The following is a 13,808-nucleotide window of genomic DNA, read 5'->3' as shown; positions in this document are numbered from 1 at the left end:
ACGTCACGCTGACTGATTTTCATTTTTCCACTCCCGTCCGGTTGCTGCCTGCTGCTGCTGTTGCTGAATGCGGCTGTTGTTAAGCGCCTGCGCTTTTGGCGCGTCCATCACCAGCATCCCTTCTTTCAGTACGACCACGCGCTCCACCAGCTCCAGCACCGGCACGCGGTGGGTGGCGACAATCAAAGTACGGTTGCCGAGCCAGTCGCCCAGACGCTGGATAAACTCCCGTTCAGTGTGCTCATCCAGCGACGCGGTAGGTTCATCCATCAGCACGATATTCGGATCGCGCAGCAGCATCCTCGCCAGCAGAATGGACTGCCGCTGCCCGCCGGAAAGCCCCACGCCGTTTTCCATGATCGGGTAGTCCAGCCCTTTGGGCAGTTTCTGCACAAAGCCCGCTGCGCCGGTCAACTCCAGCGCGGCGAAAATTTCTTCGTCGGTGGCGCGTGGCATGCCAAGGGTGATGTTCTCGCGCAGGGTGCCGTAAAACAGCCGCGCGTTCTGGGTCATAAAGCCGACGTTGCGCCGCACGTCCGCCACGTCGAGATGGGGCAGGCTGAGGTTATCAAGCCGCAATTCGCCTGCCGCCAGATCCATCCCGCCCGCCATGGCCTGGAGCAGTGTCGATTTGCCCGCGCCGTTACGTCCAAGGATCGCCACTTTCTCGCCCGGCTTGATCTCCAGACGGTTAATGCGTAGCGCCATGCGCGGATCGTCCGGTTGATAGCGAAATTGCGCCTGTTCGAAAAGATAGTGGCCGCGCAGGACGTCCTGGCGGATCGGCGTCTCTTCGCGCTGGTTCTCGGTCGGCAACTGCATAATGCTGTCCAGCCCCTCTTTGGCGGCCTTCACCTGCTGCCAGCGGGCCAGCACGCCGCACAGCGTCGCCATCGGCGCGATCATCCGGGAGGCCAGCATCGACGCGGCAACCACCGAACCGGTGGTCAGGGTGCCGTCGATCACCATTGGCGCGCCGACCACAATCACCGCGGCGTAGACCAGGCTCTGGATGGTCATCCCCCAGCTGATCAGGTTCTGCGTCAGTTCGCGGGTGCGCAGGCCGGATTCGGCGGTGATCTGGATATAGCTATTCCACTGCTGCAAAAAGCGGTTCTCCGCCTGCATCAGCTTGATGTCCTCCAGCCCCTGCACGCTCTCCACCAGCACCGCGTTGCGCAGGGTTGATTCATGCGCCGACTGCTTCGCCAGCTCCGCCAGTTTCTTCTGCAGCAGCAGGCCGGGCAGGACCATGATCACCGCCGCGACCGGGGCGATCCACGCCAGCTGCGGCGCGATGATCGCCAGTACCACCACAAACAGGAAGAAAAAGGGCAGGTCGACAATGGTCGAAATGGTGGAGGAGGTCACCATCTCGCGGATCTGCTCCAGCTCGCGCAGCTGGGAGATAAAGCTGCCGGTGGAGCGCGGAATGGCGCTGTGGCGCAGCCGCAGGGCGTGGCCGAACACGCGGTCTGAGACCCGCAGATCCGAGCGTTTGCCCAGCAGATCCATAATGTGACCGCGCGCCACGCGCAACACAAAACCAAACAGGGTGGCGATCAGCACGCCGATGGTCAGGACGTAAAGCGTCGGGTAGGACTGGGCAGGGATCACCCGGTCATACACCTGCATGGAAAAGACAATGCCGGAGAGGGAGAGCAGGTTGATGAACAAGGCTGCCAGCATCACCCAGCTGTACGGGCGCAGATCGCGCATCACCAGCCGGTAGAGCCAGTCCGGGCGGTATTTCGAGATGTAGGCATCCACGCGGCTGTCCTTCAGCGCGGCCAGCGGGCGCAGGGCAATAACGTGGCGGATGGTGGGCAGCAGCGCGCTCATCGACAGACGGTTGGTATGCATCTTGTCGTCGAAAAAGCTGACGTCCAGCGTGTCTTCCCCGTCGAAGCTGTCGACCACGCCAATTTTTCCGTCGTTCAGCGCCACCACCACCGGCAGGCGCCAGCTGTTGATCGACTGCCGATCGGCCGTGAGCAGCTGGAACGTCAGCCCGGCTTCCCGGGCAAGCTGCGTCAGGGCAGGTACCATCGGTTTGCCTTTCAGCCAGGGAGCGCCTGCAATCAGCGCTCCGGGCGAGCAGGCGACGCGGTAGCGCGTGGCAACAAAGCCAAACGCCTGCGCCCACTGCGCCAGCGCCTCATCCGTCATTGTTTCTTCTTGCGGGATTTCGCGTTGCTTCATGGCTGGATCTCCACGGTCTGGATGGTGCGGTTATCAAGATCGAACGCATGACGCAATTGTCCGGTGTTATAGAGGCAGTTGAGCTGTAACTGGTGCAACTGACCGAGGGTCTGTTGCTGGGTGAAGCGTGCCTGATAGACCTCCTGCTCGGCGTTGAGCACGTCAAGCAGCGGGCGCGAGCCGAGATCGAGATACTGCTGCTGGTAAAGCTCGCGGGTACGGGCGCTGAGCGCCTCCTGGCGGCCCTGAATTTGCAGCGTGCTTTGCAGGCTCATCACCTGGCTGCGGGCCTCCAGCAGTTTCTGGCGGACATCAAGACGGGTACGCTGAATGGTCGACTGCGCCGCTTCCACCGCGTGTCCGGCAGCGTTACGCCGGGCGGTGAGGCCGCCGCCCTGATAGAGGGGCATCTGCACCTTCACCCAGGCGGAATATTGCGTGCGATCCCGCGTTTCGCTGCCCGCGTAGCGATCGTTCAGATAGTGACGGACCTCCGGCTCCAGCGAGACGGTTGGCGTCATCTGCGCGTCGGCGTAGTCGAGGTTCGCCTGGGCGACGTTGGCCTGGGCCCAGGCGGCAAGGACCGACGGAACCAGACGATCGTCCGGCTCGGCGATGTCACAGCTGCGGGCCAGCTTTTGCGGAAAATCATTGCTGATCGCGTTCAGGCTGTTCCAGCCGAGAAAGCTCATCAGCGTGGCACGGGCGCTGTCGAGGCTGGCCTGATACTGCATCAGCTGCGCGCGCGCCCCTTCAATACGTGCGTCGGTCTGCACCACGTCAGAAAGCGAGGTCGCCCCTTCGTCGTTACGCTGACGGGTCAGTGTGCCTATTGAGGAGAGGGCATCGAGCTGCTCTTTGGCGGTGTCGACCATCTGCTGCCAGGTTTGCACCTGCACCATGGCGACGGCGGTATCGTGGGCAATGGTGTCGATGCTCACCAGCACGTTGGCCTGCTGCTGGGCAACCCCGGCATTTTCGGCTCGTACCTGGCTGGCCACTTTGCCGAAGTCGTAGAGCATTTGTGAAAGAGAGAGCACCAGCGACGGCGTAAAGCCGTTCTGATCGCCGTCGTGGGAGTACCCGTTGTCCATGCCCGCGTTAATTTGCGGATAGTATTTCGATTTGGCGACGTCGACTTCTTCGCTCTGTTCGTAGAGTTTGCCCACGGCTTCACCGATCGCCGGATGCCAGGTAACGGCACGGTTGACGGCCTCGCCAAGCTGTAATGAGCCGGGCGCGGCGTTGCCAGCCGCAGGGGCGACGCGACCGCTGAGTGAGGGGAGTTCCTGCGTTTCGCGCAGTTGTCCGGTATTGATGGTCGCCGCCGGATTCGCGCACAGAGCGGGCACAGATATCAGGCAGCACGAGAGCCACCAGTAAGGCATCTTCATTCCCATGTCATGTCCCTAATAAAATAAGTGCAGCTTTATTATTAATCCCCGGGCGCTGTGCGCCCGGGTTAGTACTACAGCTGTTATGTGGTAATGATGTGTTGCTGGTTAACGAGCTCGTCGTAGGTGGTTTGAACGCCATCAAGCGTCACGAGCGTGGTATTAGTGTAGGTGCTCCCTGCACCGTCACGGTCGATGGAGATCACGGTATTACCATTACTATTAGTGACATGGAGGTAGTTCCCGAGCGTGGAGGCGCTACCGTTCCAGCCCACCAGCAGGTCGCTAATGTCGATTTTATCCCCCTGCGCCAGCGAGAAGCCGGTCCAGTGGTCGCCCGCGGTGCTGCTGACGTTCCCCCCCGTGGCATTCCCTACCGTATTGTTCAGCACCTGGTAAATCAGCGTGTCGCCGTAGGCGGTGCCGGTAATGACGTCGTTGTGTTCAGAGCTGATGAACTGCGGCGCCATGTTGATGGTCAGCGAGGCGCTGTCCGTCTTCCCGGTGGCATCGGTCAGGGTGTAGTTGAAGGTCTCCTTCGAGGTCATGGATGAGAGCGATACCCCGCTGTTGAGGGTATAGGTGTAATGCCCGTCAGCGGCAATCGCCAGGGTGCCGTAATGGCCGGTGATATTGACGGTGGCGCTGCCGGTGTACGGATCCAGCGTGGTGGTCACGCCGTTGTAGCCGGTAATACTGACGCGTGTATCCACCGAGTGGAGCTGATCCAGCACGCCGCCCGAGTCGGTGCCGTCAAAGATATTGCCGTTGACGGTGTGAGTGCCCGTGGCGTCAAAATCAGTCAGCGAGTAAGTGGTGCCGTTGACGCTTGGGGTAATGGTAATGTTCCCGACGCTCAGCCCCGGTACGCTACCGGTATAGCTCAGCGTGTAGGTCCCGGCGTTGAGATCCAGCCCGGTCAGCGGAACGTCAATACTGCCGCCCAGCAGCGAGCCACCGCTGAAGGAGCCGCTGCGGATCACGCCTGAGCCGTCGCTGATTGTCCAGTTCACCGTCAGCCCGCCCAGTGCCAGCAACGAGGCCACGTTAAAGTGCAGCGAGGCGTTATGCAGCGCGGTGTTTGGATCCACCACAAAAGTTCCGCTGCCGCTACCCTGGGTTGACGAGAGCAAGGCCGTCGTCCAGCTTGCCGTACCCACGGTGGTATCGGAGTACGCTGACGTATGGTGTACTGACGTTACATCCATCACGGCGCTAACATCGTTCACCGCATTCATCGGCTGGGCGGTTGGAGTGATGTTGAGCGATGCCGTGTCTTTCGTGCCGTCTGGCGCGGTGACGGTATAGACGAAGGTATCCGGCGTGCTGATATGGTCCACACCGACACCACTCCTCAGGGTATAGGTGTACTGACCGGATGAATTAATGGTCAGCGTGCCGTATTCCCCCTGAATGGTGGTGGTGCCAGTGCCGTTGACCGCCACGCCGTTCACTTCGGTAACCAGCGTGCCTGCTGGAACCGGGTCATTCGCCAGCACGTCGCCCGTGGTCGTCTCGCTGATACTCGATACGCTGTAGACATGATCCTGCAGAACGCTCAGCGTGTAGGCCGTCAGGGCGGTGATCCCGGACGCGGTATTCAGCAGGAACAGGTACTCCCCGGCAGGCAATTGCAGCGTTAGCTGAGATGACGTGCCGCCCAGCAGCGGGGCACGCAGCCAGCCCGACTCGACGCGTACCTGCTCGAAAGTCTGGGTGGCGTTGTTAAATTTATAGACATACAAATCAAACACCGACGCCAGCGCCACGCCGCCCACGGAGGCCTGGATGGTCATGGTGCGAGTGGTGCCTTCCTCCACGTTATAGATAATGGGGTTGGTCATATCGTCCAGCAGGTTAAGCCCCAGCGTGTTGCCGAGATTGATACCCACCAGGGTAAAGCCGCCCTGAGACGAGGTGCCGTTATTGATTTCGTGCACGCTGGTGTCGAAGGTCAGGGCGTTGGTATCGTCCACGGCGACAATGCCGTTGCTGACGGTTCCCGTTCCGAGCGACACCACCAGCTGTGCCGAGGCGCTGACGCCGTTATGGGTGATGGTGTAGGTGAAGCTCTCTGTCCGGCCAATGACTGCCGCGCTGGTGTCGGTCAGGGTGTAGGAGTAGCTGCCGTCGCGGTTAATGGTCAGCGTACCGTATTGTCCCTGGACCACCGTCCCGTCGGCATTGATGTTGGTGGTAACACCTTGCGCATTCGTAACGGCGGAGATCGTGGTTCCGGCCGGGGCGTTGTCGCTGCCAGCGGTCGGGTCTGTATCCAGAATCACGTTCCCGTTGAGGCTGGTATCGCCCGTGACCGTGCCCGGACCGGTCTCTTTCACCGCCACGTCGAGGCTGGTGTAGGAGCCGGTCGCCAGCAGGTTGGTGTTATAGCTGAGCACACGGTAGTTGCCGTCAGCCAGCCCGGTCAGGTTCAGCGATACGCCGGTGGCACCGAGGGTCAGCAGGTCAGCAAACTGCGGCTGTCCGGTATCCACCACGGTGGTCCAGGCGCCGTTGACGTAGTGCTGCACCACCAGTTCAAGGGTGTTAAGCAGAGAGAGCACAGCCCCCGTGGCGTTGGCGTTCACCACGATATCCGCGCTCCCGCCGTTGCCCACCGTGAAGTTCACCTGCGCGGTGTCGTTCCCGAGCAGCGTCAGGACGTTGCCCACGGCGCCGACCAGCAGGAAGCCGTAGTCGCTGTACTGGCTGTTGGTGACGGTGGCCGTGGTACTGAGATCCAACTCTTCGACGTTATTGCTGGCGGAGAGCGGCACCACCGGCGCGAGCGCCGAGCCGGGCAGCGAGGTGTTGCCCGCCGCGTCGGTGGCGGTGATCTGCAGCGTCTGGCCTTCGGTCTGTTTATTCGTAAAGGTATAGCTGTAGGTGCCGTTACTGCCCGCAATGGCGGTTACCGTTGAGCCGTCCGCAAGGCGGATACTGACGGTGCTGTCGGCTTCCGCATTCCCGGTCAGCACGCTACCGTCGGCGTTGAAGGTCCCGGTAGGGGCCGTTGGGGCGGTCGTATCGACGATAATCGTCGTCACGGTGGACGCCACGCTGGTGTTGCCCGCCGCATCGGTGGCTGTGGCCGTGAAGTTATGCGTGCCTTGCGTCAGTGTGGTGGTGGTTTGTGGTAGGGTCCAGTTGCCGCTGGCATCCGCGGTGACGGTACCCACCAGCGTGATGCCATCGTAGATCCGTACCGTCGCATTCGCTTCCGCGGTTCCGTTCAGCGTAGGGCGCGTGTCGTTGGTCGGGCCGGTTATCGGTCCGGTGACGCTGCCCACATCATCAACTACCGAGCTAATGACGGGCGCTGACGGGGCAAGGATATCAACGTTAATCACATACCCGGCGGTTGGCGCGCTGACGTTGCCCGCCGCATCGGTGGCGGTAAAGGTTAAATTGTGCGAACCGTTGCCCAGCGCCGGGGAAGGGGTAAAGCTCCATGCCCCGCCGGTGGCCGTCACGCTGCCAATCTGCACGCCGTTATCAAAGATTTTCACCGTCGATCCGGCTTCCGCCGTCCCGCTGAGGGTTGGCTGCGCATCGTTGGTCAGCCCGCCGTTAGCAACGGGCGTTGGCGCATTGCCAACGTCATCCAGAATGCTGGTGAGCACTGGCAGCGCAGGCGGCGTGGTGTCTATCGTCAGACTGAAGCTTGCCGACGACACGCTGGTGTTGCCTGCCGCGTCTGTCGCCTGGGCGGTGAAGCTGTGTGCGCCCGTTGCCAGCGTGGTATTGAGCACGATACTCCAGCTCCCGGTGCCGTCAGCAGTCCCTGTCCCGACCAGCGTGGTTCCCTCATAGATATTCACCGTGGCAAACGGTTCACTGGTTCCGACAAGGCGCGGTACGGTGTCGTCCGTGGTCTGTCCGGACGTGAGCGGGCCGGTGATGCTGCCCACGTCGTCTATCGCCTGGCTGATAACCGGCGCGTTCGGGGCTGTGGTATCGACAACCAGGGTAAAGCCTGGCGAAGCCGGGCTGACGTTCCCCGCAGCATCGGTGACGGTGGCGGTCCAGGTATGGCTGCCGCTGGACAGCGGCGTTGATGGGGTAAAGCTCCATGCGCCGGTACCGTCCGCTTGCGCGGTGCCGATCGGCTGCCCGTTTTCATACACGGTGACCGTGGCGTTGGCCGTCGCGGTGCCGTTCAGCGTCGGCGTGGTGTCGTCGGTACTCTGCCCGGAAGAGAGCGGGGTTTGAACGCTGCCCACGTTGTCTGCTGCGGTTGAGATAACCGGCGCAGACGGCACGCCAGTATCTACCGTCAGGTTAAACGGCGCTGTCGTACTGCCGGTGTTGCCTGCCGCGTCGGTGGCATTGAAGGTGATGGCATGCGGCCCGTCGCTCAGGTCACTCCCCGGGGTGAAGGTCCAGTTACCCTGGGCATTCACGACGGCGGTGCCAATTTCGTTACCATCAACGATCACATGCACTGTAGAACCCACGTCACCCGTGCCGTTGAAGGTCGGACGCGCGTCATTGGTGGTGTTGCCTGACGTAAGCGTCCCGGTGACTGGTGCGATATCGTCGATCACGCTGGTCACTACTGGCACGACCGGACCTGCGGTATCGACGGTAAAGGTGAAGACGGAGGAGTTAGCCGAGGCGTTGCCCGCGACATCCGTTGCGTACACGCGCAGGGCGTAGCTGCCGTCGACCAGCGGCGTGGTCGGGGTGAAGGACCAGTTTCCGCTTCCGTCGACGATTGCAGTACCGATCTGCGTACCGTTGTTCATGATGTGGATGGTGCTGCCCGCCTGTCCGGTACCGCCGATCGTTGGTGTGCTGTCGTTGGTTACCTGCCCGCTGGTGAGGTTGCCCGTGATGCCGCCGGGGACGTTGTCATTCACCGTATCCAGCGTTGGCACCGTCGGTGCTGTCAGGTCAACCACCACGCTCCAGGCGCCTGAGATTGCGCTGACGTTACCCTGCGGATCCGTTGCCTGGGCGGTGAAGCTATGCGAGCCTTCGGCGAGTGCGGTGTCCGGGGTAAACGTCCATGCACCGGTGCCGTCCGCCGTGACCACGCCAATCTGCGTGCCGCCGTCGAAAACCGTCACTACGCTGTTCGCTTCCGCCGTGCCTGAAAGGGTTGGCGTGGCGTCGTTGGTTGGTGTGCCGCTGACCACGGTTGTGGCGGTATTGCCGACATCATCCGTTACGTTAGTGATGACCGGCGTGGTGGAAACGGTATCCACTACAACGGTGAAGCCCGCAGAAGGCGCGCTCTGATTCCCCGCCGGATCGGTCTCGCGGATGGTGAGAACGTGAGTGCCCTCCGCCAGCGAAGAAGGTGGCGTGAAGCTCCAGGTGCCGGTATTGCCGACCACCACGCTGCCCAGCAACGTCCCGTTGTTGTAGACGGAGATGGTATCCCCCACCGCGCCGGTGCCGGTCAGCGTCGGCTGGTTGTCGTTGGTAGTCTGGCCGTTGGTTAACGGACCGGTGCCTGGACCCACGTCGTCAATCACCGCGCCGATGGTCGGTGTGCCTGGTGCGGTGAGGTCAACGGTGACGCTGGCGGCAGGAGAGCGGCCGCTGGTCGCACCGTTGAGTGTCGCGGTTACCTCAAAGGAGTGCAGACCTTCGCCAAGCGCGGCCGGTGTATAGCTCCAGTTGCCGCTGCCGTCGGCCGTCACTGTCGCCACCGGCGTCAGGCCACCGTCCTGATAGATGGTTACCAGGCTGCCCGCTTCGGCCGTACCGGTCAGCGTAGGCGTGATGTCATTGGTGGTTTTGCCTTTTACATCGCCCGTGAGCGGCGCTGCATCATCGTTGATTGCCGTAATGACGGGAATATCAGGAAGATTAGGCAACGTACCGATGACGTTGTAAGTCGCATCAGGGCTGGTGCGCCCCGAAGCATCGGTGGCGCTCACGGTTAGCGTTGCGCCATCCTGCGGTGCCGGGCTGACCGCGATGGAGAAGTTGCCGGTGCTGTCGACAACACCAGTCCCAATGACGGTGCTACCGTTCATCACGGTAATGATGCTTCCCGCTTCGGCGGTACCGGTCAGTGGCGTCCCTTCTGCAGCCAGGTTCAGATTGTCAGGGGCGGTTGGGTCGAGAGTATCAACCGTGACGTTAAGCGGCGCAGAGCTGGCTGAGGTGTTACCGGCTGGATCGCTGGCCGATACGGTAAAGGTATGTTGTCCATCCGCCAGCGTACTGTCGGCTGTCCAGGTCCAGGAGCCGTTCGGCTGAACCGTTACCGGTACGGCGGATGGCGTGCCATCCACCGAGACGATAACGGTCGATCCCGGTTCACCGGTTCCGGTGAGCGTTGGTACACCGTCGCGGGTATAGAGCACATTGTTGGTGAGCTGGCTATCTGAGACGGCATTGATCTGCGGGATCGCAGGCGCAACGGTATCGAGTGTCACGGTAAATACCGGGCTTGGCGCGCTGACGTTACCTGCCGCGTCGACGCCCGCAACGGTGATATTCAGCGGGCCGTCCGTTTGGGCTGGCAGGTCAAGATTCCATTCTCCATTAGCCACGACGACGCGTCCCACTTCGACGCCGTTGTTGTAGACGATCACCGTCTCACCGTTAACACCCGTACCGCCAACTGTCGGCGTGGCGTCTGTGATGAAGCCACCGCTCGGCTCGCCGCCAACAGCGCTAATTACCGGCGTATCCGGTGCCACGGTATCCACGGTGATGGTGATCGCCGGTGACGCGGCAGAGACGTTGCCCGCTTCATCGGTAGCGGTGGCGGTATAGACGTGGCTGCCCTCGCCAATATCACTGTCAGGCCGCCAGCTCCAGTTGCCGGTGCTGTCTACCGTGACGGTGCCGACAACGGTCGGTATGCCATTGACGGTGTCGGTGATGTTGATAACGTCGTTCGCCGTTCCGGTGCCGCTCAGGACCGGACGCGGATCGTTGGTGGTTCCACCATCGGGAACGGGGCCGGTGACCTGACTGACGCTGTCGGTAATAACCGGTGCCGCAGGTGTCACTGGCGGGTCAGTGTCAATGGTGATGGTTACCGGCTGTGACGGCGCGCTTTCGTTACCCGTGCCGTCCATGTTGGTCACGGTCAGGGTAATGTCATAGGTGCCGTTAGGCAGCGGTGTGGCGGGCGTCCAGGTCCAGTTCCCGGTACCGTCCACCACGACATCATCAAGTTTGACGCCACCGTTGTAGATCGTCACCGTATCGCCCGGATTGCCGGTGCCGCTCAGGGTCGGCGTGGTGTCGCGGGTGGTTTCTCCCGGGTTCAGCGGCGTTTCTGTTCCGTCAGGATTGACGGTAATTGCCGGGATATCCGGCGTGGCAGGCGCCACGGTATCCACCGTCAGCACAAACGGGCTGGAGACAGAGGTATTGCCTGCGGCATCCGTGGTATGGACCGTCAGCGAATGCGGGCCGTCGGTGAGCGGGGTAACAGGCGTAAAGCTCCAGCCGCCGCTTCCGTCAAGGATGGCGGTGCCGAGCAGCGTTGTGCCGTCATAGACGGTGACGACCGCGTCAGGCGGTGCGGTACCCTGCAGCAGCGGCTGGGTGTCATCGGTAGTATCGCCGCTGCTGAGCGGCCCCTGAACGCCGCCGACATCATCCGTCACGCTGGCAATGGTCGCGGCCACTGGCGGCGTGGTATCGACGATAATGTTGAAGCCGGTTGACGGCAGGCTGGTGTTACCTGCCGCATCGGTGGCAACAACGGTGAAAGTATGAGGTCCCTCGCCAAGCGGTGCGGTGGGGGTATAGGTCCACGTACCGTTGCTGCCGACCGGGACCGTGACAAGATCGGCACCATCAAGACGAATGGTGACCGTTGAGCCCGGTTCAGCCGTGCCGTTGAGCGTTGGCGTGGTGTCGTTGGTACTGTCGTTAGGGTTGAGCGCACCGAGGCCCTCAGGGGCATCATCCACTACCTGAGCAATGACCGGCGTAGCGGGTGCCACGCTGTCAATTATCAGCCCCCAACTGTTGGACACGCCGCTTGTATTGCCTGCCGCGTCGGTTGCAACTGCCGTCAGGGCATGCGGACCCTCACCCAGTGGTGTGGAAGGGGTAAAGCTCCATGCACCGAGGCCATCAGCGACGGTGGTACCTATCACCACCCCGTCAGCACGAATGGTGACCGTGGCGTTTGCCTCGGCGGTGCCGCTCAGCGTCGGGGTGGCGTCGTTGGTGGTGTCATTCAGGTTGAGCGAGCCAAGCGTTCCCCCGGGAGCATCGTCCACGACCTGCGTAATCACCGGGGCATCTGGTGCTGTGCCGTCAACGGTAATCGTCCACGCGTTCGATTGGCCGCTCGGGTTACCGGCAGCATCTGTTGCTGTCGCCGTCAGCACATACGTACCGTTAGACAGTGGTACAGGCGGCGTAAAGCTCCACAGGCCGGATGAGGGGACATTCACCGTACCGAGAATATTGCTGCCGTTAGATATCGTGATGGTTGAACCGGGTTCGCCCGTGCCGTTCAGGGTCGGTGCCCGGTCATTGGTCAGCCCATTCTGACCCACGGGGCCGGTTGTGGCCTGCACGTCATCAATCACCGATACGATAACCGGGGTCTGCGGTGGGGTCGTATCCGGTGCCGCCGCCGCGGTTGCGGGGCCTGTATTGCCTGCGGCATCGGTGGCGTTTGCGGTCAGCGTTTCGCCGTTGAGCTTAGGCGGGGTCAGCGTCAGGGTGAAGTTACCCTCACTGTCTGCCACCGACGTGCCAAGGATGACATTGCCATCCCGGATGGTCACCGTGCTGCCTGGCTCTGCGGTACCGCTGATGGAACCGCCATCATTTGACACGACGAGGTTTCCGGGGGCCAGCGGCGGGGTAGTGTCAACGGTGAAGGTGATAGGCGCTGATGCCGCACTCTGGTTTCCGGCGGCATCGGTTTCCACGACGGTTATCGAGTGTGCTCCGTCCAGGAGCGGACCGTCTGGCCTGATGCTCCAGGTGCCGTTGGGCAGTACGGTTGTGGTACCCACGACCACACCATTATCGTAAATAGTAATGGTTCCACCCGGCTCGCCCGTTCCCGCCAGGATCGGTTTTGATGCATCGGTGGCGGTGCCAGAGGTGATGGTTCCTCTGATAGTCCCCGTGTCGTCAGTCAGTACGATCGCCGTCGGCGTTGCCGGCGGGGTGAGATCGACGGTCAGCGTGAAGACCGGTGAAGCGGGGCCGGTATTACCGGCGGCGTCAGTTGCCCGCACCGTAATCTGGTGGGTACTTTCGCTCAGATCAACTGACGGGGTGAATGTCCAGGTGCCATTGCTGGAGACGACTGCCGTGCCGATGGCGATCCCGCCGTCATAGATCGTCACGGTTGAGCCCGCCTCGGCGGTGCCGCTGAGCTGGGGCCGCTGATCGTTGGTGCTGCTGCCGTTAGTCAGCGCCCCCGTTTGAGGGGCGACATCGTCCGTTACGCTGCCAATCGTTGGGGCATCGGGGGCGGTGAGATCCGGCGCGGTCACCGTTGCGCTCTGGCTGGTATTCCCTGCCGCATCCGTCGCAGTTGCGGTGACATGTTCACCGTTGATCAGCGGAGTGCCGAGAGAAACAGTAAAGTTGCCGTCGCTGCCGGTTTTCCCTGTGCCGATAACGTTGCCGTTTGCATCTTTCAGCGTGATTGTGCTGCCGGGTTCAGCGGTACCGGTGACGGTTTTCCCGTCCGACGAGAACGTAAGACTCGAGGGTGCATTCGGCGGCGTTGTATCCGGGGTAGAAGGTTCACCTGGCGTGCCGGGATCAGGATCAGGATTAGGATTAGGGTTACCGTTATTGTCATCGTCACCCCCCCCGCCACCACCGCCGGAGCTTGCCGCCGCCGCGATGCCGCCTGCGGCAACAATACCGCCCAGCGCCCATGGCCAGATGGCCGCGCCACCGGTATCACTTCCGGATGCCGCTAGCAGCACGTCTGTCGACGCGATAGATTCATACGTGGCGGCCCCGGCAGGATCTTCTATCCACCATAACGCACCGTCGCTGTCCTGGAGTACCAGCTGGCTTACGCCCTGCGCGTCCGTGACGTAGAAATTTTTAAGGGTTATTACTTCCCCTGAGTGCAGTGTCACCACCAGATCGTTACCACTTCGCGCGAAATGGGAGACATCAGCTCGCTCTACATGAAGCTCAACGATAGAGGAATGGCTCAGCGTAACCTGTGTGCCTTCCGTCGTCGTTTCCACGCCAGTAAGTTTTGATATAACAGAGATTTGGCTCATTTCGTTATGACTC

Annotated in this window: 3 protein-coding genes; all 3 read right to left on the bottom strand. The window is 61.8% G+C overall.

Annotated features, from left to right (window positions below):
- Positions 1 to 3 precede the first annotated feature (3 nt).
- The 3 genes from ACOTY9_RS11520 to ACOTY9_RS11510 all read right to left on the bottom strand — a co-directional run bounded on the left by ACOTY9_RS11520 (position 4) and on the right by ACOTY9_RS11510 (position 13,795).
- On the bottom strand, positions 4 to 2,202 hold the full coding sequence (locus ACOTY9_RS11520) for a type I secretion system permease/ATPase (RefSeq protein WP_014884935.1): 2,199 nt from the start codon (positions 2,200 to 2,202) through the stop codon (positions 4 to 6).
- The gene (locus tag ACOTY9_RS11515; protein ID WP_110820581.1) at positions 2,199 to 3,602 is read right to left on the bottom strand and encodes a TolC family outer membrane protein; all 1,404 of its coding nucleotides are present in this window, start codon (positions 3,600 to 3,602) and stop codon (positions 2,199 to 2,201) included. The genes ACOTY9_RS11520 and ACOTY9_RS11515 overlap by 4 nt, the downstream gene beginning before the upstream one ends.
- A gap of 77 nt (positions 3,603 to 3,679) precedes the next feature.
- Entirely contained in the window at positions 3,680 to 13,795 is a 10,116-nt protein-coding gene (locus ACOTY9_RS11510) for a BapA/Bap/LapF family large adhesin (RefSeq protein WP_421637363.1), read from the bottom strand.
- Positions 13,796 to 13,808 lie beyond the last annotated feature (13 nt).

The sequence above is a fragment of the Enterobacter cloacae complex sp. SHL012 genome, assembly GCF_049237505.1.
GTDB classification, from domain to species: Bacteria; Pseudomonadota; Gammaproteobacteria; order Enterobacterales; family Enterobacteriaceae; genus Enterobacter; species Enterobacter kobei.
The sequence above is the reverse complement of the archived record's forward strand: the minus strand, read 5'-3'. Positions and strand labels throughout refer to the sequence as shown.